Annotated in this window: 18 protein-coding genes; 10 read left to right on the forward strand and 8 right to left on the reverse strand. The window is 46.5% G+C overall.

The genetic code is table 11. From position 1 onward, the window contains the following. Positions 1-220 precede the first annotated feature (220 nt). Positions 221-1279 carry a hypothetical protein gene (locus tag VMX18_02280; protein ID HUT22219.1) on the forward strand — a complete coding sequence of 353 codons (1059 nt, stop codon included), beginning with the start codon at positions 221-223 and terminating at the stop codon, positions 1277-1279. An 83-nt stretch (positions 1280-1362) separates the two neighbouring features. On the opposite strand, the gene ligA is transcribed toward VMX18_02280, so the two are convergent. The 7 genes from ligA to VMX18_02315 form a co-directional block, all read right to left on the reverse strand. After that, positions 1363-3372: an NAD-dependent DNA ligase LigA gene (gene ligA, locus VMX18_02285; protein ID HUT22220.1), complete on the reverse strand. Its 2010-nt coding sequence runs from the start codon at positions 3370-3372 to the stop codon at positions 1363-1365. Positions 3373-3501: 129 nt separating this feature from the next. Continuing rightward, entirely contained in the window at positions 3502-4509 is a 1008-nt protein-coding gene (gap, locus tag VMX18_02290; protein HUT22221.1) for a type I glyceraldehyde-3-phosphate dehydrogenase, read from the reverse strand. A gap of 266 nt (positions 4510-4775) precedes the next feature. Next, positions 4776-5246: a hypothetical protein gene (locus VMX18_02295; GenBank protein ID HUT22222.1), complete on the reverse strand. Its 471-nt coding sequence runs from the start codon at positions 5244-5246 to the stop codon at positions 4776-4778. Positions 5247-5250: 4 nt separating this feature from the next. Then, on the reverse strand, positions 5251-6366 hold the full coding sequence (rseP, locus tag VMX18_02300; GenBank protein HUT22223.1) for an RIP metalloprotease RseP: 1116 nt from the start codon (positions 6364-6366) through the stop codon (positions 5251-5253). 231 nt (positions 6367-6597) lie between these two features. Further along, the gene (gene murI, locus VMX18_02305) at positions 6598-7410 is read right to left on the reverse strand and encodes a glutamate racemase (protein ID HUT22224.1); all 813 of its coding nucleotides are present in this window, start codon (positions 7408-7410) and stop codon (positions 6598-6600) included. Positions 7411-7521: 111 nt separating this feature from the next. Then, complete coding sequence (locus VMX18_02310; protein ID HUT22225.1) at positions 7522-8871, reverse strand: phosphomannomutase/phosphoglucomutase; 1350 nt, start codon at positions 8869-8871, stop codon at positions 7522-7524. Between the two features lie 113 nt (positions 8872-8984). Further along, positions 8985-10124, reverse strand: a complete 1140-nt coding sequence (locus VMX18_02315) for a hypothetical protein (GenBank protein ID HUT22226.1) — start codon at positions 10122-10124, stop codon at positions 8985-8987. A 111-nt stretch (positions 10125-10235) separates the two neighbouring features. On the opposite strand from VMX18_02315, the gene VMX18_02320 reads away from it, so the two are divergent. The 9 genes from VMX18_02320 (at position 10236) to VMX18_02360 (ending at position 22459) form a co-directional block, all read left to right on the forward strand. Continuing rightward, positions 10236-10871, forward strand: a complete 636-nt coding sequence (locus tag VMX18_02320; GenBank protein HUT22227.1) for a LemA family protein — start codon at positions 10236-10238, stop codon at positions 10869-10871. A gap of 269 nt (positions 10872-11140) precedes the next feature. Further along, on the forward strand, positions 11141-12037 hold the full coding sequence (locus VMX18_02325; GenBank protein HUT22228.1) for a M48 family metallopeptidase: 897 nt from the start codon (positions 11141-11143) through the stop codon (positions 12035-12037). Positions 12038-12042: 5 nt separating this feature from the next. Further along, positions 12043-14469, forward strand: coding sequence for an ATP-dependent Clp protease ATP-binding subunit (locus VMX18_02330; protein ID HUT22229.1), 2427 nt, complete (start codon positions 12043-12045; stop codon positions 14467-14469). Next, entirely contained in the window at positions 14470-15132 is a 663-nt protein-coding gene (locus tag VMX18_02335; protein ID HUT22230.1) for a hypothetical protein, read from the forward strand. It begins immediately after the preceding gene. Positions 15133-15571: 439 nt separating this feature from the next. Further along, complete coding sequence (locus VMX18_02340) at positions 15572-16843, forward strand: hypothetical protein (protein ID HUT22231.1); 1272 nt, start codon at positions 15572-15574, stop codon at positions 16841-16843. A gap of 3 nt (positions 16844-16846) precedes the next feature. Then, on the forward strand, positions 16847-18595 hold the full coding sequence (locus tag VMX18_02345) for an N-acetylmuramoyl-L-alanine amidase (protein ID HUT22232.1): 1749 nt from the start codon (positions 16847-16849) through the stop codon (positions 18593-18595). 3 nt (positions 18596-18598) lie between these two features. Continuing rightward, positions 18599-20410, forward strand: a complete 1812-nt coding sequence (locus VMX18_02350; GenBank protein ID HUT22233.1) for an N-acetylmuramoyl-L-alanine amidase — start codon at positions 18599-18601, stop codon at positions 20408-20410. A gap of 3 nt (positions 20411-20413) precedes the next feature. Then, positions 20414-21715 (forward strand): DNA repair protein RadA, encoded by a 1302-nt coding sequence (gene radA, locus VMX18_02355; GenBank protein HUT22234.1) that lies wholly within the window; start codon positions 20414-20416, stop codon positions 21713-21715. A 33-nt stretch (positions 21716-21748) separates the two neighbouring features. Then, positions 21749-22459 (forward strand): DNA-3-methyladenine glycosylase, encoded by a 711-nt coding sequence (locus tag VMX18_02360; GenBank protein ID HUT22235.1) that lies wholly within the window; start codon positions 21749-21751, stop codon positions 22457-22459. Positions 22460-22508: 49 nt separating this feature from the next. Here the strand turns inward: VMX18_02360 and recG are convergent, their stop codons facing one another. Then, complete coding sequence (gene recG / locus VMX18_02365; GenBank protein ID HUT22236.1) at positions 22509-24554, reverse strand: ATP-dependent DNA helicase RecG; 2046 nt, start codon at positions 24552-24554, stop codon at positions 22509-22511. Positions 24555-24607: the final 53 nt, after the last annotated feature.

A 24607-nucleotide genomic window follows, 5' to 3' on the forward strand; every position in this document is an offset into this window, starting at 1 on the left:
CCGTCCATGACGGTTGAGGCAAGGAGACACGAAAAAACGCCTTCCGGATCACTCTGGAAGGCGTTTCTAATTTTAAAATCACCATTGACATATTCCTCAAACTGTGCAAAAATATGAATTCCGCGGATAATTGCCATTCAAGCCTTGTTTATTTGCTAAAATAAGCGGGGCTTGGGTAGTAATTCGTGTTCAACGGCTTTCCAATAGGAGGGAAAAAGCCATGAAACACTTCGGTTGCTTGTTCGCGTGCGTACTGGTTCTGGGCTGCGGCGACAACGGCAGCAAGCCACAACTGGGCGATGCCCAGGACGTCGCCGTGTTCGATTTCTCGGGCAACGACCTCCAAGAGACGTTCATGCCCGACACGTCCGGCGACGTCAGCGCCGCCGAAGTCACGAGCGACGCGACCATCGAGGACGCCGGCGAGGACTCGGCCATCGAGGCCGGTTCCGACCTGCCGACGCAAGACATGATCGAAGACGCGCCGGTCGAGCTGTGCGGCAATGGAGCGCTCGATCCGGGCGAGCAGTGCGACGGCGTCCCCGCGGACGACGTCAACTGTCAGACGCTCGGCTTCTACGCCGGGCACCTGTCCTGCGCGGACTGTTCGTTCGACACCAGCCAGTGCTCGAACGAAGTGCCCCCGACCTGCGGGGACGGCAACGTGGACGCGGGAGAGGACTGCGATGGCGACAACCTCGCGGGATCCTACTGCACCTCGCTCGGATGGGAATTCACGGGCGGTTCGCTCGCCTGCCTCGACTGCGCCTTCGACGCCAGCGGCTGCACTCCCCAGTGCGGCAACGGCGTCTGCGAGCCGGAAGAGTCCTACGACTCATGTCCGGACGACTGTCCGCAACCATGCCTGGAGGCGCTCGTCATGGCCTTCGCGGCCGACGGTCCGCAGAACCTGGTCATGAACGTGAATGCGCACGTGGCCAGAATCAGCTTGTCCGCCATCGGCGAGAACGCGGTCGTGGACACGTTGACGTTCCGCGTCGCGGTCCAGATCGCCACGCCGGACAGCGACGTGGAGACCTGGCGTCTCAAGACGGAGACCACGCTCGTGATCGCCGACTACCTGGCCGATCTCTCGGGCGATGAGAACGGCTTAGTGATCTTCAACATCAACAACCCGCTGACAATCACTCCCGGCGCGCCGAGGACGCTGGACATCTTCGTCAACACGGCCGAGATGGACGCGGCAACCGACACCCTTCAGCTGTGGCTCGTAACGGGCTGCGGCGAAGAGGTGGAAGGTCCGTTGCTGATCAAGTAAAAACAAGTCCGGCCAAGCCCGGACACAACACGAAAAAACGCCTTCCGGTCAGTCTGGAAGGCGTTTGAAATTTTAATTTTTTTTTATTTAAGCAATTTCAAAAATTCCTTTTCATCAATAATCTTCACTCCCAACTTCTTCGCCTTACCGAATTTCGATCCCGGCTCAGCTCCGGCCACGACCAAATCAGTTTCCTTGGACACCGAACCCGAAACATTGCCGCCCAAGCTTTTGACTTTTTCTTTGGCCTGATCGCGAGACATGGATTCCATGCTGCCGGTCAAAACAATGGTTTTTCCGGTCAAGGCTGATTTTTTCAATTTGACCGGCGGAATCAATTCCACTCCCCTGTCTTTAAGCTCGAGCAATTCTCTTATTTCACTCTGCTCGTGGAAAAAGCCATAAACGCTTTGAGCCACTTTTTCCCCGATCCCTTCAATGTCTTCCAATTCCTTGACTTTTTTTGAGGATATTTTTTTAATCAAATTTGAAATTTCTTTTTCCGGAAAACTTCTCGCCAATTCCTCGGCCATTTCTTCTCCCACAAAACGAATGCCGAGCGAGAATAAAAACTTGTGCTCCGGAACTTTTTTGCTTTTTTGAATGGCTTCCACCAGTTTTTCGGAAGACTTTTCCGCGAATCTTTCCAGCGGCTGCAAATCGCCGATTGTCAATTCGAAAAAATCCGCGGCCGAGCTGATCAAGCCTTCATTCATCAATTGCTCGATTATTTTCGGACCCAAGCCGCGAATGTCAAAACCTTTGCGGGAAACGAAATGAACCAAGCTCTCGAATTCTCTGGCAAAGCATTTATCATTGGCGCAATATGTGGCGGCCTCGCCTTGTCTTCGCTCCACTTTCGAGCCGCAAATCGGACATTTTTTCGGCATGCTGAATTTTTTCTCGCGACCCGTTCTCATTTTCGGCAATGATTGAACCACTTCGGGAATGACGTCCCCGGCTTTGTGCACGATAACGGTGTCGCCGATTCGAATATCTTTTTCATTGATAAAATCCTCATTGTGCAAAGTGGCGCGACTGACCGTGGAGCCGGCCAATTTCACGGGTCGAAGATGCGCGACCGGAGTCAACGCGCCGGTTCTGCCGACTTGCACTTCTATTTTTTCAACAATGGTCGTGGCTTCCGCGGCCGGGAATTTATAAGCGATTGCCCAACGCGCCAGCTTCGCGGTTCTGCCGAGTTTTTCCTGCCAGTCGATTCGATCCACTTTGGCCACAATGCCGTCAATGTCATACGGCAATTTCTCCCGCATCTTGTGAACCTTTTCCGCGAACTTGATCACTTCCGAAATATTTTTGCAAAAAACATGATTTTCATTAACCTTAAATCCCAATTTTTTCATGTAATCCAAAGTTTTCATTTGCGTCTGTTGCTTTTGACCTTGAATTAAAGAATAAATAAAAACATCAAGATCTCTTTCCGCCGCCACTTTGGGATCAAGCTGCCGAACCGTGCCAGCCGCCGCGTTTCGCGGATTGGCAAATTCTTCCTTGCCGGCTTTTTTCAATTTGGCGTTTATTTTTTCAAATGACTTATCGGGCAAATAAACTTCTCCGCCGACTTCAATATCCACGGGCTCATTTAATTTTAACGGCAAACTCTTTATGGTTCTGACTGTGTGGCTGACATCTTCGCCGTAAACCGCGTCGCCTCGCGTCACTCCCCTTTCAAAAATTCCTTTTTTATAATGAAACGACATGTTTAAACCGTCGATTTTCAACTCGCAAGCGTAACTGAGCTCTTGGCCAGCGGATAAATTCAAAAACTTTCTGACTCTTTTATCAAAATCATGCAGCTCTTCAAAAGAAAAAACATCGTCAAACGAATATTTTTTGACTTGATGTTTGATCTTTTTGAATTGAGGCAAAACTCTGCCGCCCACTCTTTGCGTCGGCGAATCGGGCGTGACAAATTCCGGATACTGTTTTTCCAATCTTTCCAATTCGTCTTTTAGCGTGTCGCGCGCCGCGTCAGAGACGATCGGCCGATCCAAAACATAATACGCGTAGTCGATCTCGCGCATTTGCTTTTTTATTTTTTCAATTCTTTCTTTGGCTTGTTGTTTCTCCATAATAACGCTGTCATCTCGACCGGAGTGGAGAGATCCCTTTTTGTAATCCTTTTGGAATAGATTTCTCCGCTTCCCGCGCCGCTCGCCGGCGGCACGGTACGGTCGAAATGACAAATAACTCTTTAGTGATTACTTCGAAGCTAAAATCTCAACCATCTTCACCAAATGATAACTATAGGCGTATTCATTGTCATACCACGCCATGATCTTCACCAAATCGCCGTCGACGACTTTCGTAAAATTCAAATCGACAATGGCCGAATAAATCGTGCCCACGATATCCGAAGACACCAAAGCCTCTTTTGACACGCCCAAAACTTCCCTATAACGCGCGGTCTTGGCCGCGTCCATGAAAGCTTTATTGACCGCGGCCACGGTCGTTTTCTTTTTGGTCACAATGGTAAAATCCGACAACGAACCGCAAGACAGCGGAACCCGAACCGCCACCGCGTCGAATTTGTCTTTCAGCCCGGGCAAGGTTTTGACAGTGGCCAAAGCCGCGCCCGTGGAAGTGGGAGACATATTCATAGCGGCCGCGCGGCCGCGTCTAAAGTCCTTGGGATCCGGGCCATCAACCAATTTTTGCGTGGCCGTGTACGCGTGGATGGTGGTCATTAAAGCTTTTTTAATGCCGAATTTGGCTTGCATGATCGCCATGATCGGAGAAACGCAATTGGTGGTGCAGGACGCGTTGGAGATAACGACATCTTTTTTGGAAATCTTATTTTCATTGGCGCCGGCCACGAAAGTCTTTAAATCGGCCGACTTGGTCGGCGCGGAAATTATGACTTTTTTGGCGCCGGCTTTTATATGCTTGAAAGCGCCGTCTTTGTCCGTAAAAAATCCCGTGCATTCCAAAACCACGTCAACGCCCAGTTTTTCCCAAGGCAGTTTGGCCGGATCCTTTTCCGCGAATGTTTGAACTTTAACATCATCGATTTTCAAAAAATCTTTGCCCGCGAAAACCTGTCGATCGTATCTGCCGTAAACCGTGTCGTATTTTAAAAGATAAGCCAAATTTTCCGGATCCACCAAATCATTTATGGCGACCACTTTTATTTTTTTGTTTTCCAAAGCAACTTTAAAAGCCGCGCGGCCGATGCGGCCGAAGCCGTTGATGGCGATTTTTATGGGCATAATTTTTATTTTAGTGAGTAAAAAGTAATTAGAAACTGGAAACCGGAAACTAGAAACTGGGGATGGAAAAATCTATTCCCAAAAATCAGGAAAAGATCTCTCCGCTTCGTCATCCTTCGCCGCGGCTTCGGACGACTTCCTGCCTGCCGGCAGGCAGGCGGTCGAGATGACAACAGCGGCAGACTTGTCTCTTTATTTCTCTGTTCTTTTGTTCCATGCTCCATGATACATGATTCATGATACAGGCGTGATACGTGCTCCATGACTCATGCTGCCGCGGATTGTTCTTCAAACTGAACCATAAGATCATCAATCACTTCTTTCGCCAAAGCTTCCACCTTAGCCACCATTTTTTTTCTGTTCGCCAATTTATACGCTTTAACGTCTTCCTGCTCATCTTGCGACATGACATTTTCCGGATCCTTATATTCTTTAAGCAGCGAATTCACTTTTTTCATCATTTTCTCCGCCTCTTTTTCGTCAAAAAAATCATCGATGGCGGATTGGATGTCTCCCAAAACAATCGATGCCCAGGTCGTTCTCAATTTATTTTCAAAAACTTTTTGACTTTCCTTTCTGGCGTATTTATCTTTATAACTTTCAGGACTCACCCACTCGTCTTCGAGTATTGGCCAAGCCAGCACTCTGTCAAAATCGGCTATGGTTTTTCCGATTGCAATGGCTCGCTCCCTGTCTTGCGCGGGAACCTCCGACTTTCTCAATACATTTTCTTTCATATTTTTATGAAACAAATTTATTCCAAATATTCGCGAAAACGTCTTTGAATTTGAATATGTCTCTGCCTGTAATCATTATAATCAATAAAATCAGCAAAGCAAAACCGATCGTGTGAATGATATTCTCGATTTTTTGATTGATCGGCTTGCCGCGCAATTTTTCAATCAGCAGGAAAAGAGCCCGCCCGCCGTCGAGCGCCGGAAACGGAATGAAGTTGATTATCATCAAGTTAATCGATAAGAGCGCCGCGAATTGAATCACATAAATAATGCCCATTCTGGTGAATTGTCCGGTCAAGACGGCAATGCCCACCGGACCGGCGACATCAAGGCCGGCGTGGCCGGTCGTCACCAAATTTTTAATCACGATCGCCAAACCTTTGACGATTTGTCCGGTCAGCAATGTCCCGCTTTTCAAACCGAGCCACAAAGATTTGTACCACGGATAAGATACGATGGCGGTCGAAACCACGCTCACGCCGATGCCGGGCTGTCCCAAATTCTCGAAATAAACGGGAGAAACGGACAAAGCCAGTGTCTCGTCGTATCTTTTGACTTTAATGTCAACGCTTTGTCCTTCTTTGGTTTTGATAATTTCCGCCACTTGCGAAGACGACGACAAAGCTTGACCGTCTATTTCCAAAATGGCGTCGCCCGGCTCCAGTCCCGCGTCCATGGCCGGCGAATCGGCAGAGACTTCATACACCTGAACTTGCTTGTTTTTCAATAAAGCGGAGTTATCGCCGTTATCGATAATTTGCGGCGCGCCGATCATAAAACCGATTGACAATAAAACGCAGGCCAAAACGAAATTCATGAATACGCCGGCGATGATTATTGCAAAACGCTTCCAAACTTTTTGAGCAATAAAGCTGTCTTTGTCTTCTTTATGCGCTCCGTCCTCGCCTTTTATTTTCACAAATCCCCCCAAAGGAATCCAATTCACCGAATAAAGGATGCCGGTTTTTTTGCTTTTGTATCCCCAAGCTTTGGGCGGAAAACCGATGCCGAATTCCTCGATTTTGACGCCGAGCTTTCTGGCCGTGAAATAATGGCCGATTTCGTGAACCAAAACCAAGACGGATAAAATGATGATGAAGACTATTGCAGTTAGGAGCATAATTTAAAATTAGTAATGAGTAAAAAGTAATGGGTAATTTGTTACGAATTACATTCTTCCATTTAGCTTCCAAGCGGTTGTTACGCCTGCCTGCTCCTCGAGTCTGAGCGACCTCGGAGTCGAAGACCGGCAGGCAGGAAGTACATTAACTTATAGCTTTAAGCCTGAGAATCTTGTAATACGTAACAAATAACCTAAAAGCTAAATAGAATATTGTAATTCGTAACAATGCTACGTGCTACGTAAATCAACCTGCTCGATTTTTAATTTCTGTCCCAAAAACCTCTCGGCCATCTTTTCAAAATTCTCCGTCAAATCAGTCGCCAAATATTTTCTCTCTTTATTTTTACCCAATTTCGTTTCGATTTCAGGATGTCTTTTCAAATAATCTTTCAGCGACTCGGCCACGATCTTGGCCGGGTTGGGAACATCGACTTGCTTTCCCATCACCCGCCTGATTTGCTTGATTAAAATCGGATAATGAGTGCAACCCAAAATCAAACTTTGAATTTTTTTGTTTTTTAACGGCCGCAGATAAGTTCTCAAAATCCTCATGGTTTCCGGACGATTGAGCCAATTTTCTTCAATCAGCGGCACGAACAAAGGGGTGGCCGCTTGAAAAATCTTGGCTTTTGATTTTAATTTTTCCAATTCTTTTTTATAAACATTTGACGCGATGGTGCCCCTGGTGCCGATGACCCCGATTCTTTTATAATCTTTTACGGCGAAAAATTCCGCCACCGGCCTGATGACTCCGAGTATTCTTTTCGTCTCGGAATTTTTCACCGGCAGATAATCCTCTTGCAATCTTTTCAAAGCCAAGCCTGAGGAAGTATTGCAAGCCACGATAATCAATTCACAGCCTTGCTCAAACAAATAATCGCAAGCTTGTTTGGAAAACTCATAAATCGCCTCGGCCGAGCGATTGCCGTAAGGCACGCGGGCCGTGTCGCCCAAATACAAGTAATCGTATTGCGGCAAATTTTTCAATAATTGCCTAAGGACCGTTAAGCCGCCCAGGCCTGAATCGAATACTCCAATCATAAATAAACTGGGAATAGTTATGACATTATTAATTTACGAGGTTGTTAGGTCGTAGGTTCTTAGGGAAGCTATGAAATCCAACCCTAAAAACCTAATAACCTACCACCTACTTTATGTTTCATGCTTAATCAAAGCTGATATTTCAGTCGTCTTTGCCTCCATCATCTCTTTGGTCTTTGCTTCCAAATTCAATCTAAGCACCGACTCGGTGTTCGATGCTCTCACATTGAACCACCAATCATCAAATTCTATTCTGATCCCGTCCATTTGCGAAACGTCTTTGGCGCCGGCCGCGTATTTTGATTTTAAATTATTCATGACGCCGTCCTGGTCATTGACTTCGAAATTCAATTCACCCGATCGAAAATAAACATCCACCGCCCTGACCATTTTCGATAATTTTTCATTTTTTTCCGACAGCAATTCAAGCATGTAAAGCATGGTCAAATCAGCGGACTCGACATTGAAGAAATCACGGTAATAAAAGTGGCTGGACAATTCTCCGGCAAAAACCGCTTTTTGTCTGGCCATTTCCTTTATAATCAATGTCCTGCCCACCTTGAACATGACCGGCTGACCGCCGGCTTTCAAAACCGCCTCTTTGACCGCCCAGCCGGAGCGCAGATCATAAATGACTTTGCCGCCCGGATGCTTGGTCAAAACTTTCTCGGCCAAAAGCGCGGTTGCGATATCGCCTGACAAAATATTTCCTTGGTCATCGACAAAACCGACGCGATCCGCGTCGCCGTCAAAGGCCACTCCCAAGTCCGCGCCGCTTTCTTTGACTTTGGCCACCAAAGCGACCAGAGTTTCCTTTTTCAAGGGGTTGGCCTCATGATTGGGGAAATTGCCGTCAAGTTCCTTAAATAAATATTCAACGCGGCAAGGCAAACGATCCATGATTTGGTCTATCAAAAGTCCTCCCACGGCATTGGCCGTGTCAATGACCACTTTGAACGGCTTGATTTTCTCAATATCGATCAAGGATAAAATTTTATCCAAATATTCTTTTTGAAAATTCAATTCTTTGACCGCGCCTTTTTCCTTTTGTTCGAACTCGGCCTCAGCCATCAAATGCTTGATTTTATTCAAACCATGTTCCAGTCCGATCGGTTCGCCGTTTTTATCCAAGAATTTAAAACCGTTCCATTCTTTGGGATTATGCGAGGCCGTCACCATAATTCCCAAATCGACTTTTTTGTCAGTCAAAACGGAAAAATTAAACAGCGGCGTGGAAGCCAAGCCGATATCGATCGCCTCCGCTCCCCCGTCAATGATGCCTTCGATCAAAGATTGTTTCAATTCCGGACTGGAAATTCTGGCATCGGCGCCGACCAGCACGGTCTTGGCACTGGCAAAGGCCACAGCCGCTCGGCCCAGCAAAAAAGCGAATTCCTTGTTTATCCGCTCGGGATAAACGCCTCTAATATCATAGGCCTTGAAAATTTCATGGTCTTTCATAAAATATCCTTTTTAAGGTTATACAAATTCAATTTTACAGAAAAAATGGAATTACCACAAGTAAAAGCGCCCCGCCGAAATAATGACGGAGCGCTTTCCAATTATTAAAACGATTAAGATTTGGAACTGTCCTTGATCGCCAAAATAAAGGCTCCCAGACCAACCAAGACGAGAACAACCCAGACCATTCCTCCGACAAACGGAATCAAGCCGATAACGGACAAGACAACCAAGCCGATCAAAAATCCCAAGTAACGATCTATTTTTTTCTTTTTGAATAAATATTTCAGTAACAAAGACCCGACGAATAAACCGGCGAAGACTTTCGAAACATACAACATCACCAAGAACAAAACCAAGGAAACGACGGCCAACGGCGCGCCGATGATGGTAATCAGTAAAATGACAAAAGCGACGGGCATCAGTATTAGCGCCAAGAATCCGAGGCCCAAGCTGACGCCGAATCTTTCCATGGCCTTGGCCGCCACCCGTTCGCCGAATTTGCCGAAAACGGCCATTAGCAAAAGACCTATTAAAAGCAGAGCGGCGAATGAAAAGATCTTTTTGCCCCAAAAATTATTTCGCGATTTTTCGGCGCTAACAGCCGCCACATTGACTTTTTTCACCACTTCGCCTTCCACGATCGCGCCATCTTCGCTTATCAACTCATTCGGCGCGGAGTATGTTATGCCTCCTTTGACATTGGCGCTGGAATGCAAAATAAATTGACCTTCTTTATCAATGCTGGCCCTAACCCCTTGATCAATGGCAGAATTGATTTCGAGCGATCCGGCCGCGACGCTGAGAGTTCCTTTCACCGGTCCGTTAACATTGACCAAACCGCCGGCCGCCATCAAATCCCAGCCGATCTCGGCGTTTTCCTTGACGAAAATAATACCGGCGGCCACGGTCGCGTTTTTGCCGACTTTGCCGTCGATTTCAAAACTGCTGGCTCCGCCGCGCACATTGCCGGCCACATTGCCGGAGATTCGAACATATGAACCGAAAACGATCAAGTCGCCGTCTATATTACCGGTGACATTGACCATGTTGCCGAAGACGTAAACGTCTTTTTTGAAATTGCCGCCCAAGTCAATGGACTGACCGGCCGCGATGAAATTGGTCTCGACATCTTGCCCTGCCGGAATATAAATATTTTGCGGCATGGACTCACCGGCCAAAGAGACGGCCGGCATGGCCAAAGACATCAAAGCAACGCCCAAAACGGCGATTAGAACTTTTGTTTTTTTCATAAAAAGGCTATTTGAATTATTAAATACGATTTTTGACATTCCCGTTTATTCATTATACAATATTTAAACAAACAATCAAATATTCGTAATTAATATTAACTTAAAAATGTTATGACAGGTTTACTAATAGTCATTGCAGCGATCGTGGTTATCGCCCTTTGGCTGGTCGGAATTTACAACGGTTTAATCAAGCTGAAAAACAGAACGCAAGAAGCTTGGTCCGATATCGACGTGCAGCTGAAAAGGCGCTATGATCTGATCCCCAATTTGGTGGAAACGGTCAAAGGCTACGCCACTCACGAGCAATCGACATTTCTCAAAGTCACCGAGGCGAGGAACATGGCCATGGCGGCCACCACGCCCGAAGAAAAAGCCAAAACGGAAAACATGCTTTCTTCCACTTTGAAAACCTTGTTCGCTGTCGCTGAAAATTATCCGGAATTGAAAGCGAATCAAAATTTCTTGCAACTGCAAGATGAATTGTCCGACACGGAAAATAAAATTCAATCTTCCCGCAGATTTTACAATGGCAATGTCAGAGACTTTAACACCAAAATCGAAGTTTTTCCGAACAACATGATTGCCGGAACTTTAGGATTTAAAAAATTCGAATATTTCGAGGCGGAGGAAGAAGAAAAGAAAAACGTGAAAGTCAGTTTTCAGAACGAACAACCGGCGACTCCGGCTCCTGCTCCGGAAAATAAACCGGAAAACATGAACGGAGAAAGCGAATCAAAGCCGCAATAATCTTTTACAATTCACTCGGCGTTAAACAGGCAAAAGTTAAGCGCTTTTGCTTGTTTGATAAATGTTACGAATTACAATATTCTATTTAGCTTTCAGGTTATTTGTTACTAATTACAATCTTCTTAAGCATAATGCTATGGGTGAATGTAATTTGTAATATTCGTCTGTAGGCCAAATGGAATCTTGTAATTCGTAACAATGTAACAATGATTCATGTTATGTGTTATGTGATACGTGTTACGTGATATGTGTTCCATGATCCAGGAAATATGTACAAACAAATAGACTCCAATAAAAGAAAAAGTTTTTTTCTGGTAACCATCTTCATTATCATTGTGTTATTGTTGGGCGCGATTTTCGGATATTTGACCGGATACTTTTTCGAATTCGTCTTTTTGGCTATTGTCATTTCGCTGGTCATGACGCTGGTCAGCTATTTTCAAGGAGATAAAATCGCGCTCGCTTCCGCCGGTGCGGTCGGGCCGATAGCCGAATCGGAGAATAAATACGTTTATCGATTGGTGCAAAATTTATGCATCACCGCCGGCCTGCCCATGCCGAAAATTTATCTGATCAATGACCCGGCGCCCAACGCTTTTGCCACGGGCAGAAAACCTGAGATGGCTTCGATCGCCTTGACCACGGGCCTGATTGAAAAGCTGGAAAACGAAGAACTCGAAGGCGTCATCGCCCATGAATTGTCGCACATAAAAAATTACGATATCAGACTGATGATGATGGTGCTGATTCTGGTCGGCACGGTGGCGCTCATGGCCAATTGGTTTTTCAGATTCTCCGCTTTCGGCGGACGCTCGCGAGATCGAAGCGGCCAAGCAGGAGGAATTTTGATTATCGTCGGCATCGTATTATCTCTTTTATCTCCTTTGATCGCCGAATTGATCAAATTGGCCATTTCTAGAAAAAGAGAATTTTTGGCTGACGCAGACGGCGCGCTTTTGACTCGCTATCCTGAAGGCTTGGCCAAAGCTCTTGAAAAAATCTCAGCTTACGACAGACCCATGGCCAAAGCCAGCAACGCCTCGGCCCATCTTTACATCGCCAATCCGTTTTTCGGGCAAAAAAAATTTTTGACCGGCTTATTTTCCACTCATCCGCCGATTGAAAAAAGAATCGGCGAACTCAGAGGCATGGAAAGAAATTTATAATGATTATGTACAGCGACAAATTCGACAACAACGTAAAAAAGGCCATTTATAAAGCCTTTAATATAGCCAAGGCAACGGGTTGCGAGCAAGTCTTGCCCGCGCACCTGCTTTTGGCGTTGATCAAGCAAAAAGGCACCATTGCCAATGAACTGCTCAGTCCGAAATCGCTGGAAAGCAAAATTTTGGACACCGTTTCCAAACACAAATCCTCGGAAACTTTGAGAAAATTGCCGACACTGTCTTTATCCACGGAAGAAATCGTTTTGCGCGCCGCAAAAACCGCTTTCGAAAACAAACATCCGTTCATCGGCACCGAACATTTGTTTCATGCCATCATTTCGGACGAGAGCAATGATTTGAAAGAAATCTTTTCCAATAAAATAAACCGCGCCAATATCAAAACCCAGCTTAAAGCCCGCTTTAGCGGTATTTCCAGATTTCCGGAAATACGCGATATGTTTAATTTTTTCCAGGCGGACATGCCGACAGACATTATCGATAACCCGGCCGGCGACAAAAAACAAAATCTGCTGGAATTTTTCGCCGTTGATTTGACCGATCCCAAAAATCAAAAAAAATTCATGCCGCTCATCGGCAGAGAAAAAGAAATCAGCCAACTGATTCAAATTTTGTGCCGAAAGAATAAAAATAATCCGCTGCTGCTCGGCGAGCCGGGCGTGGGCAAAACCGCGCTGGTCGAAGGCCTGGCGCAAAGAATTCTCGAAGGCAAAACACCTGACATTTTGGCTGATAAAAAAATTATGGCTTTGGATTTGGGTTCCTTGGTCGCCGGCACCATGTACCGCGGCGATTTCGAATCTCGCGTCAAACAAATTCTGGAAGAAATAAAATCGGATCCGAAAATAATTTTATTCATCGATGAAATCCACGCCATCACCGGCGCGGGCTCGGCCAGCGGCGCGCTGGACGCGGCCAATCTTTTCAAACCTCTGCTCGCTCGAGGCGAACTCCGATGCATCGGCGCGACCACCGATCAAGAATACAAAAAAACCATCAGCCAGGACGCCGCCCTGGCCAGAAGATTTCAACCGTTGTCGCTCGGCGAACCGACCGGCGAAGAAACCTTTGAAATATTGCAAGGATTGAAAGAATGTTATGAAGACTTTCACGAAATAAAAATCAGCGACCAAGCCTTGCTGGCCGCGATTGACTTGTCTTCAAAATACAATCCGGAAAGATTCCAGCCTGACAAATCTCTGGATTTGATCGATGAGGCGTCGGCCATGCTGAAAATAGAAAATCCCGCGGCCAACGAGAAAATCAAAAAAACCAAAAACCTGCAAAAACAAATCGAAATTTTGCGCGGCCGCAAAGAAAAAGCGGTGCTGGAAGAAAATTACCACGAAGCCATTAACATCAGGGAACAAATACGCAAGCTCAAAAAAAACATCGAGGCTGAAAACGGGCAAAACCCGGACAAAAAATCTCTGCCCCTGCTTGAAGCGAGCGATATTCAAAAAGTTTTGGCGCAAAAACTAAACATTGATTTATCTCAAATCAGCCTGACCCAAAGCGGAAACCTGGCCGGTCTAAATGAAAAAATATCCAATATTGTCATTGGCCAAAATGGCATTATCGAAAAAGTCGTAAAAACCCTTAAAAAATCATACACCGGACTCAATGCCGGCAAACGTCCGCTGGCTTCTTTTATCTTTGCCGGACCGAGCGGTTGCGGCAAAACCTATTTGGCCGAAGCGCTGTCAAACTCCCTGTTCGCGGGCAGAAATAATTTAATTCGCCTGGACATGTCCGAATTCTCGGAACAATTCAATATTTCCAAACTGATCGGCGCTCCGGCGGGTTACGTGGGCTACCAAGAAGAAAATAAATTCACGGATCAGGTCAAGAAAAAACCGCACAGCATTATTTTGTTGGATGAAGTGGAAAAAGCGCACAAAAGCGTTTACAATTTATTTCTGCAAATCTTGGACAGAGGGCAATTGACTGACGCGGCCGGAAAAATAATATCGTTTCGGCAAGCGATAATAATTTTCACCACCAATCTCGGAAATTCCAACGAGCGAATAAAAATCGGCTTCGGCGGCGACGGCAAGGAAGACAGCGGAGACAATGTCATTTCCGAAATCAAAAAATTCTTTTTGCCGGAATTCATAAATCGCTTGGATGAAATTTTAGTTTTTAACAGCTTGGACTTAAATAATTTGGAAAAAATAGCTACAATGGAATTAGCAAAGATAAAAGACCGGCTTGAGGCCGCCGGCAAAAAAATGACATTCTCCGATGAAATCGCCGCCACCCTGGCCAAGCAATGCGAAAAGAAAAACGCGAGATCTCTGCTGAAAATAATCGAAGAAAAAATCATTGAACCCCTGACGGAAAAAATAATCAGCTCCGCCGATAATTCTCTCATTGAAATAACTCTCGACGGCCAAAATATAAACATAAAATAAATGACTCCGATCAATCAAGCCGCGGCGGCCGATGACAATCAAAGACAGGATGTCAACGCGACTGAAAATACCGATGTCAATAACGAACCCGCGCCGAAAAGAGGCGGGCTGGCTTATAGTGAACAAAAAGCCGCGCCAAGCAGCGCTCCGGCTCCGGATCGAGCGGCTGACGAGCTGACCATGGCCAGGCGATTGAAACGGCGAAAGATGAAAGACAAAGTCAGGAGAGCAAGGAGCGTCGCCGGAGGCGGCGCCAAACTCGCGGGCAAAGGCATGAAAGTCGCGGGCAAAGGCATGAAAGTCGCTGGCAAAGGCATAAAGGCGGGGGGACAAGCCGTTGGCGCGACGGGCAGCGCCCTGTCATCAACCGGAATCGGCGCGATTGTCGGCGTGCCTTTGCAAATAGCGGGCGGCGCCATGTCCTTGGGAGGCTCGGCGGTCTCCGCGGGCGGCTCGGGATTGGGCAAACTCGGAAAAATGGCAAGCCCGGGCAAAGCGCGGCCGGAAGAACCGGCTCAAAAAGTCGTCAAAGCCGCAAAAAAAGCGATTTCCACCTTTGTAAAAATATTCGTGCCGCTCGTTTGCTGCAATCCTTTCTGTCTGCTTATTTTACTGATTTTATTCATAGTTATAATGATCGCGCACCAGCTTGGCATGTTGTGACGCATGGAGCCATATCACATATCACGTATCATGGATCACATATCATGGAACATGAAGCATGGAGCACGTAACACGTATCACATAACAAAAGAACAGAAAGACAGAGAAACAAGGCCGACGCTGTTGTCATCTCGACCGCCTGCCTGCTCCTCGAGTCTGAGCTCGGAGTCGAAGACCGGCAGGCAGGAAGTCGTCCGAAGCCGCGGCGAAGGATGACGAAGCGGAGAGATCTTTTCCTAATTAACCATCGTTGTCATCTCGACCGAAGCGGAGAGATCTTTTCCTAATTAACCATCGTTGTCATCTCGACCGAAGCGGAGAGATCTTTTCCTAATTCTTCGGAATAGATTTCTCCATCCCCGGTTTCCAATTTCCGGTTTCCGGTTTCTATTTCCCATTCCCCATTACTCTTTACCAATTACTTTTAACAAAAAAAAATATGAATTTATCAAATCTGCCCGTAAAAAAAATCGGTTTGGCCGCACTTATTTTAATCATCGCAGCCGGCGCCGGTTATGGAATTTATTATTTATTTTTCAGACAAGCCGCCCCGGTGATTACCGAAAATGAGGCAACCAATGAAGCGGCGGGCGGTTTGCCCACGGGTCCGGCCGGAGGCGTGACCAATCAAATCGTCAATGGCGTTCCGGTCAATGAAGCTTTGCCCGGAATTCCCGGAATTCCCAAAACCATCACCAAAGTCCCGGCTCCGACCGGTATTTCCGCCATCGCTGCGGGCGGCGTCACCAAAGTCGCCACCAATTTCACGGGCGCGGTGGCCGCGGTCAATATGCCGGCAGGACAAAACAATCCTCTCTTTTACAATCCTCAGGATGGTTATTTTTACGAAATCAGCTCCTTTGGCACGACCACTAAAAAGTCCAACACTTCTTATCCCAACGCGCAAAACATCGCCTGGGCGTCAAACGGAGACAAGGCTATTTTGGAATTTCCGGACGGCTCGAACATCTTGTACGATTTTAAATTGCAAAAGCAGACTTCCCTGCCCAAGTCGTGGCAAGATTTTCAGTTCAACGATCAAGGCTCGAAAATCGCTTTCAAAGATATAAATGTCAATGAAAATTACAACTGGCTGGCTATCGCCGATCCGGACGGTTCCAAACAAAAATATTTGGAAACATTGGGAGACCGCGGCAGCCGAGTGGAAATCAATTGGTCGCCGACAAGCAACACGGTCGCCAATTATTACAAATCCGAAAACGCGTCCTCGACCACGATTTACATGATCGGACAAAACGAAGAAAATTTCAGAGCGATCGATGCCAAGGGCCAATTCGTGCAATCCAAGTGGGTGCCTGACGGCAAGAGAATGGTTTACAGCGCCTATAGCGCGGAAACGGACAACAAACCCAATCTTTATATCGTTGACGCCGTCGGCGACAGTGTGGGCTACAACCACAATTCTCTCAATCTGAACACCTGGATCGATAAATGCGTCTTCCAAGGAGAAAGCATCATGTACTGCGCCGTGCCCAAATCTCTGCCCAGCGACGCGGGTTTTCAGCCGACAATCGCGGACACCATACCGGACTACATATACAAAATAGATTTAAATACGGGCTCAAAGGTCATTATCGCCGAACCGGAATACAGCTACACGATTCAAAACATGGAAATTTCTCCGGACGGCAAATATCTTTACTTCACGGACAAAGCTTTGGGGCAGCTGCATAATATTCAATTGAAATAAAATATGAAAAAAATCGCGCTTTTCGCTTTTTGCATTTTTTTCGTTTTATCAATCAGGCCGGCTGACGCGGCCAATACTTTTTGCGATTGCCAAAACAGAACCGGCGACTGCCAAATACTTTGCAGCGGCTATCAAGATTCGGATAAAATTTGCGAATGCGAAGTCGGACAATCCTTTACCGCTATAGATCAAACGGTCTGCGACACCCAATGCGCGGCTCAAGCCGCGGCCGCCGCGAGCGCGAATTTACCCAAAGTCAATTCCATTTTCTGCGATTGCAACACTCAAATTTCGCAAACAAACGATCAATGTAAAACACAATGTCCCAATTACAATAATCAAAAAATCTGCATGTGCGCAATCGGCGCCAAACCGACAACGATGAACGCGGATGCGACCGCCGCCGTCTGCCAAACAGATTGCCAAACCGCGGCGGCCGGGCAAACGGAAACCTCTCCGCCCGCCGAAACCTCGGTTGAAGCCGGACAACCGGCTCCGGCCACCTCGCCGGCCATCAAACCCAAATTATACGTGCCCATTCCCGATCTCCATTTTTCCGATGTTGTCTTGGCCACCACTGGCGGCGGCGCGGCCAGCCTGCCTTGGATTTCCGAATATGTCATTGCCGTTTACAAATACGCCATGGGCATCGGTTCTATTTTGGGCATTATTATGATCATGATCGCCGGGGTCTTGTACCTGACCTCAGCCGGCAATCCTCAAAGAGTCGGACAGGCCAAAGATTATATTGTCGGCTCAGTGATCGGCTTGACCGTTTTGTTTTCTTCGTATTTGATTTTGAATTTTATCAATCCTCAATTAACAAAATTAGGCAGTCTCCAATTTCAAACCGTTTCTTTGGAACAACTTGAGATAGAATTCCAAGACGCGGAAGCCGTGGGCAGAGAGGATGTTAATGCCGGAGATTACGCCCCCATTCCCGGAGCCGCGCCTTCGGCGCCCGCTCCCCGCCCGTCAGGAGAAGTATTGCCTGTAGTTGCGCTAGATCCAGACAATTGTAAACCCAGTAAACCCAGTGGGATTGGCAACGCATCCTTGCTTTCAAAATATCAGGAAATGAATTGTTTAAGCCTTGGCCAAAGAAGTTTAGCTAACATAACCAGAGTATACATTCATGAGGGTTCAACCGCCGAAAAAAATGTAAAATCTTGGATTAATAAATACAAAAAAGAAGGAAAAACCATAAGCAGCCACTACACGATCAACCGCGACGGAACAATCTATCAAATGTTAGGTGAAGAAAAAGTCGCGGCTCATGTTCCATGTAGAAAAGTTTTTAATGAAAGAACCGGAAAAAAAGATAAATGTGACCCAAATGGAATACCCAACAAGAACTCCATTGGAATTGATTTGGAAGTCAATGTCCGAACAGCATACTATTGGAGCAAAATCAATACTTGCTTGGGATTGGTGAAAGATAAAAAGATTAAAGGGGTTGAAAACACAAAGGAAGCCGCGATCGAATTCTGCACACCCACATATACCCAAGCCCAGTATGATTCTCTGAAAAAATTATTGCAGAGCATTGCCGGCAGAACAGGCTATTCTTATGACATAAGCCACACTTTCGCTCATTGCGAATGGGGCGGGCACACCGATCCTCGAAACTTTGACTGGTCAAAACTGGGTCAAAGCACTGAGACGCATCAAGACAGAAATCCGAGCTATTGTAAATATTTTCCCATTTATGAAGAGAGGGTCAAAGAACTTGCTGATAAACTTTTTCAATAAATTATGAAAAAAATATTTATTTACTTCTTCTTCAGCTTGATTTTTTTAACACTGAGCGCCCAGGATTCGTTCGGGGCTTCGGTTTTTTGCGATTGCGCCGCTCAAAGCGGTTGCGCGCTAACATGCCAAGGGCAAAGTACGGCTGCGAAAATATGCCAGTGCGCCAATGGAAATGATTATAGCGTTTCCAGCCAAAGCGAGTGCGTTAATCAATGCAATATAACTAATTCAGAAATCCTATCATATTGCGAATGCCCTGTCAGCGGCGAATGCCCAACTTTATGTTCAAATACGCCCGCTGATTCAAAGATATGCAAATGCGACAACGGCAATACAATATCAGTCGCAAACTCGACTCAATGCGACACTCAATGCGCGGCTCAAGCCGCGGCCGCCGCGAGCGCGAATTTGCCCACGGTCAATTCCATTTTTTGCGATTGCAACACTCAAATTTCGCAAACAAACGATCAATGCAAAACTCAATGCCCCAATTACAATAATCAAAAAATCTGCATGTGCGGACTTGGCGCCAAACCGAAAACGATGAATGCCGAAGCGACCCCCGCCGTCTGCCAAACCGATTGCCAAGCCGCTGCGCTGGCTGTAACTTCCGCTCCGGCCGAGACCGCGGCCGAGCCCGGACAACCGGCTCCGGCCACCTCGCCGGCCATCAAACCAAAACTTACCGTGCCCATTCCGGATCTCCATTTTTCCGATGTCGTTTTGGCCACCGCGGGCGGCGGCGCGGCCAGCCTGCCTTGGATTTCCGAATATGTCATCGCGGTTTACAAATACGCCATGGGTATCGGCTCGATTTTGGCCGTGATCATGATCATGATCGCCGGAATTTTATACCTGACCTCGGCCGGCAATCCGCAAAGAATCGGCCAGGCCAAAGGCTACATCATCGGCTCGATCACGGGCCTGACAATTTTATTCAGTTCGTATTTGCTTTTGAATTTGATCAATCCGGCATTGACGCGATTGGGACCTATTGGGATTGGAGTTGTTGAGGCGGAAAGGCTGGCATGGGAAGAATCTTTCGCGATTGCGGAGGCAGCAGCGATAACGCCACCGAATGTTGAACAAACAGATCCTGAAAAATTAATACCAACCGAAAGAGCCGGTTGCACGGATACAGGTAAGGCAAGCAAGCCATCCGGATTTAGCATGGCGAATACTTCTCTTCTAGGTAAACTCGACTGCAACGCGACACGCCAAAGGCAAGTAAGCAGCATAAAATATATCGTATTGCACGACGGCGGCGGCGCCGCGTTCAATGTGAGTTTTTGGACAAAAAGATGTCAAGAAAAAGGCTATCAGAGTTGCCCGGCTTCTCACTACACAATCAATAGAAGCGGGGCGATATATCAAACATTGGGAGAAGAAAAAGTCGCCTACCACGCTCAAGCGTATAATTCCGCCGGCATCGGCATAGATTTGGAAAATGATTTGCCATCGAAATTCATTTACAGTAGGGTAGATGATTGCCTGACAGCCTGCAAAGACGGCAAATATCCGTGCAAAAAAGCGACCGCGAACAATAAACAATACGCTATCAGCAAGTGCACGCCAGAAAAATCAGTGTCGCAATACGTGTCCCTGGCATTGCTTATACAAGACATCAGGACGCGCGCCCCAGGAGCTAAGGTAGTGGCTCACTGCGAAGGAGGAGTTCATAGCGATCCGCGCAATTTTAATTGGAGATTGATTGGGATTGATCCCGCGGCGCATCCAGACACAGCCCATTGTAAATTTTATCCCACTTACTCAGACAGGGTAAAATCCTTGGCAGATAAAATTTTTGGCCCATAATTTATGCTATTCACCTGCTCCAAATGCGACGCTCAATTGCCCAAATGGTCCGGACGCTGTTCCGAGTGCCAAGCTTGGGGCACGATTGAAAAAGCCGCCGGCAACGGGCAGAAGACGGCATTTAAAAGCGACTCCAAAATAATTTCGCTTGATGAAATAGACAATCTAAGGCTGGAGCGGCTGAAAACCAAGGTAAAAGAATTCGATGAATTTTTAGGAGGGGGGCTGGTCGAAGGCAGCCTTCTTTTAATCGGCGGCGAGCCCGGCATCGGCAAATCCACGGTCGCCTTGCAGCTGCTCGGCAAATTCGGCCAAGATTCGCTTTATATCAGCGGCGAAGAATCCGCTCAGCAGATCAAACTGCGGGCTCAAAGAATCGGCGAAAGTAATTTGAAAATTCTCAACACCAACTCGCTCGAAGACATTCTTTATCATTTGCAAACTTCAAAACCAAAAATCGCCATCATTGATTCGATTCAAACGATTTATTCTTCGCAAATAGAAGGCGAGGCGGGCAATATCGCGCAAATCAAAACCATTGCGGTCAAACTGCTCGAGCTGGCCAAAAAACAAAACATCGCTTTGATCATTATCGGCCACATCACCAAAGACGGCTCCATTGCCGGGCCGAAAACGCTGGAGCATTTGGTGGACGCGGTTTTTTATCTGGAAGGCGAAAAAAATTCGGATTTGAGAATTTTGAGATCAATAAAAAACAGGTTCGGCTCGACCAATGAACTGATTATTTTCGAAATGACCGAGGCCGGCCTTCAAATCGTGAGCAACCCGTCTAAATTATTTCTCTCGCCCACGCCGCTTGACGTGGCCGGCACAGTGACCGGAGCGGTCATCGAAGGTTCGAGATGTTTTTTGGTGGAAGTGCAAGCCTTGATCAATCAGACGGTCTTCGGGTATCCGCAAAGAAAATCAAGCGGCTATGATTTGAATCGGTTTCAACTTCTTTTGGCTGTGCTGGGAAAACGAGCGAATTTGAATTTCAATACGCAAGACGCGCATCTTAATGTCACGGGCGGATTCAAAATAAAAGAACCCGCGCTTGACCTGGCCGTGGCCATGGCTTGCGCCTCGGCCCTCACCAATAAGACGCTCGGCCCGAAAACATTGGTTTTCGGCGAAGTGGGCCTGGCCGGAGAAATTCGAGCCGTGAAACAGGCTGAAAAACGTCTAAAAGAAGGCGAAAAATTGGGGTTTGAGGCGGCTATTGTCCCTTTTGGCGTCAAATACACGGGCAACATGAAAATCAGCCAAATAAAGACAATTTCAGAAGCGATTCAATTACTTTAATAATGCGACCTTGGCGCGTTCCTACATGTGGCGATGGCGGCGAATTTGGATTTTCATCGTCGATTTGAGGACAGGGCAGTGCCCTGTCCCTACACCATGCCGCCTTTTTCGTCATTCCCGACCCCGATCGGGAATTCGCTTATGATTCCACTTAAATTCTACAATCAATCCACTCTAAAAATCGCCCAAGCTCTCTTGGGTCAATTTATTGTCCGCGAAATCAATGGCCGAAAACTAATGGGCAAAATCGTGGAGACCGAAAGCTATGTCGGTTTCAATGACTTGGCCTCGCATGCTTCTCGCGGAAAAACGGACAGAACGAAAATCATGTTCGGCCCGGCCGGACATGCTTACATTTATTTGATTTACGGAATGTACTGTTGCTTCAATATTGTCACTGAAAAAAAAGATTATCCGGCCGCGGTTTTGATTCGAGCGGTCGAACCGATCGAGGGCATTGATCAAATGCTGAAAAATCGTAAACTTCAATCCCCGATTTCCAATTCAAAATTTCTAATTTCAATTTCCAACGGCCCGTCCAAATTCTGCCAAGCCTTTGCCATTGATCGCAAATTAAACGATCACGCGCTGAATAAAAAACCCCTGTATTTAATCAAGGGCGAAAAAATCAAACCATCTCAAATGGTCAAAGCGACGCGGATCGGCGTTGATTACTCCGGCGAATACGCCAAAAAGAAATGGCGGTTTTATATTAAAGGCAATGCGTTTGTTTCGAAAAAATAAAATTTCTACCCCACTTTAGTGGGCCGACTAAAAGTCGGGCAGACAATTTTTATTCAAAATGCAAAGACACCTTGGTCTCTTCGACTTTCTTTTTCAATTCTTCAAACTCATCTAGCCTCGGCGCGTATTTAATGGCGTCGCCTTGCGCCTTTTTAATCAATTCAATATCGGTCAAGCTGGCGATTTTCAAATCCGGCAAACCCGATTGGCGCGTGCCGTAAACTTCGCCGGGACCGCGAAGTTCGAGATCCATTTCCGCCAATTTAAAACCGTCATTGGTTCTTTCCAAAGCCTTTAACCGCTTAAAAGCGATGTCGTTCAAATTCTCGCCGAACAAAAAGCAATAAGACTGCTCCTCTCCCCTGCCCACTCGACCGCGGAATTGATGCAGCTGAGCCAGCCCGAATCGAGCAGCTCCTTCGATCGCCATGATCGCGGCGTTGGGCACGTCCACTCCCACTTCCACCACCGAAGTCGATACCAAAATATCGATTTTTTTATTTAAAAAATTTTGCATCACTTCATTTTTTTCTTTTGATTTCATTTTGCCGTGCAGCATGGAGATTTTTAAATCCGTGAAAATGTGTTTTGATAATTTTTCAAATTCCTCGGTCACGCTCTTGACTCCCAATTTGTCGCTTTCTTCAATCAACGGACAAATAACAAAAACTTGTCTGCCTTCCTTGATTTTGTCTTTGATGAATTTATAAGCTTGCGGCCGTTTGTCCTCAGTCACCAATTTCGTGATTATCGGCTTTCTGCCTTTCGGTTTTTCTTTAATGACGGAAACGTCCAAATCGCCGTACAAAGTCAAAACCAGAGACCTGGGAATGGGCGTGGCGGTCAATGACAGAAAATGCGGCACCAAATTCACTCCGGTTTCAACCAACTTTCTTCTCTGATCCACGCCGAAGCGATGCTGTTCGTCCACGGCCACCAAAGCCAAGTCTTTTATTTTCACCTCATCGGAAATCAAGGCGTGCGTGCCGATGACCAAATCAATTTCGCCGGTTAATAAACCTTCAAGAATCATCTTTTTGCTCGCCTTTTCTTGGCCATAAATCATTTTGCTCGAGCCGGTCAAAAGCGCGACTTTGACTTTCGGCGATAAAAACCTCGACAGGCTTTCAAAATGCTGGCGCGCCAAAATTTCCGTGGGAGCCATCAAAGCGCTTTGAAAACCGTTTAAGGCCACGTTCAAAATGGCCAAGCCGACCACGATTGTTTTGCCCGAGCCGACATCTCCTTCGAGCAATCTGTTCATGGGCTTTTCTTTGTCCAAATCAAGTAAAATCTCCCAAGCCGCTTTTTTCTGATCATCGGTCAGCGTAAACGGCAATTTGGCCACGAAGTCTTTGGTGGCTTTTTCCAAAAACTTCACTTTGGGAGAGTTTTCTTTCGCCAAATCCTCGCGGTATTTTTGAATTTTCAATTGAATTAAAAACAATTCGTCGAATTTCAATCTTTCTTTGGCTTGTTCCATCAATTCTTTTGATTTGGGAAAATGAATGTTTTCAATCGCTTCGGTTATTTTCAAGAATTTGTTTTTCGCCATCAATTCATTCGGCAAAAATTCTTTCAATTCTTTGGCCAAAGGCAGGCACTGCTTAATCCAATATCGAAATTGCTTTTGCGTCAAACTTCCGCTCAACGAATAAACGGGTTGCAGCCGCTCGGTCATAGTGCTGAATGAAGAAACTTTTTCGTAAAACGGGCTGATCATTTGCTGATGATAATTGTCGGAAACTTTTCCGGCCAAATACACCTCACTGCCCACGGGCAAAGTTTTGGTTAAAAATGGCTGATTGAACCAAACCACGTTCAGTTGACCCGAGTCATCGGAAACGACCGCTTCGGTGACGAATTTTCGCTGACGCCGACTTCTTCTGTTGGCGATCAAATCGATTTTGACCTTCACCGTGGCGTTTTCATCCGGCGTTAAGTCCGCGATAGTCCGCACAGAGGTAAAGTCGTCATAGCGAAACGGAAAATGAAAAAGCAGGTCATGCAAATCTAAAATACCCAATTTTTCCAATTGTTTGGACATTCCTTTGCCCACGCGATGCAGCATCTCGATTGATTGATCAAGTCGCATATACACATAGTTTACAAGATCGGCGTTAAAATTCAATCCTGAAAAGCCCAAGA

The sequence above is a fragment of the Candidatus Bipolaricaulota bacterium genome, from assembly GCA_035528115.1.
Classification (GTDB): domain Bacteria; phylum Patescibacteriota; class Patescibacteriia; order UBA11705; family DATKZF01; genus DATKZF01.

Bases quoted from the DNA above. Each gene is read 5' to 3' on its own strand.
- VMX18_02280 (HUT22219.1), top strand. From the start codon at position 221: ATGAAACACTTCGGTTGCTTGTTCGCGTGCGTACTGGTTCTGGGCTGC.
- murI (HUT22224.1), bottom strand. From the start codon at position 7,410: ATGATTGGAGTATTCGATTCAGGCCTGGGCGGCTTAACGGTCCTTAGG.
- ligA (HUT22220.1), bottom strand. From the start codon at position 3,372: ATGGAGAAACAACAAGCCAAAGAAAGAATTGAAAAAATAAAAAAGCAA.
- VMX18_02295 (HUT22222.1), bottom strand. From the start codon at position 5,246: ATGAAAGAAAATGTATTGAGAAAGTCGGAGGTTCCCGCGCAAGACAGG.
- gap (HUT22221.1), bottom strand. From the start codon at position 4,509: ATGCCCATAAAAATCGCCATCAACGGCTTCGGCCGCATCGGCCGCGCG.
- VMX18_02350 (HUT22233.1), top strand. From the start codon at position 18,599: ATGAAAAAAATATTTATTTACTTCTTCTTCAGCTTGATTTTTTTAACA.
- VMX18_02310 (HUT22225.1), bottom strand. From the start codon at position 8,871: ATGAAAGACCATGAAATTTTCAAGGCCTATGATATTAGAGGCGTTTAT.
- VMX18_02345 (HUT22232.1), top strand. From the start codon at position 16,847: ATGAAAAAAATCGCGCTTTTCGCTTTTTGCATTTTTTTCGTTTTATCA.
- rseP (HUT22223.1), bottom strand. From the start codon at position 6,366: ATGCTCCTAACTGCAATAGTCTTCATCATCATTTTATCCGTCTTGGTT.
- radA (HUT22234.1), top strand. From the start codon at position 20,414: ATGCTATTCACCTGCTCCAAATGCGACGCTCAATTGCCCAAATGGTCC.
- recG (HUT22236.1), bottom strand. From the start codon at position 24,554: ATGCGACTTGATCAATCAATCGAGATGCTGCATCGCGTGGGCAAAGGA.
- VMX18_02315 (HUT22226.1), bottom strand. From the start codon at position 10,124: ATGAAAAAAACAAAAGTTCTAATCGCCGTTTTGGGCGTTGCTTTGATG.
- VMX18_02335 (HUT22230.1), top strand. From the start codon at position 14,470: ATGACTCCGATCAATCAAGCCGCGGCGGCCGATGACAATCAAAGACAG.
- VMX18_02340 (HUT22231.1), top strand. From the start codon at position 15,572: ATGAATTTATCAAATCTGCCCGTAAAAAAAATCGGTTTGGCCGCACTT.
- VMX18_02325 (HUT22228.1), top strand. From the start codon at position 11,141: ATGTACAAACAAATAGACTCCAATAAAAGAAAAAGTTTTTTTCTGGTA.
- VMX18_02320 (HUT22227.1), top strand. From the start codon at position 10,236: ATGACAGGTTTACTAATAGTCATTGCAGCGATCGTGGTTATCGCCCTT.
- VMX18_02330 (HUT22229.1), top strand. From the start codon at position 12,043: ATGTACAGCGACAAATTCGACAACAACGTAAAAAAGGCCATTTATAAA.
- VMX18_02360 (HUT22235.1), top strand. From the start codon at position 21,749: ATGGCGGCGAATTTGGATTTTCATCGTCGATTTGAGGACAGGGCAGTG.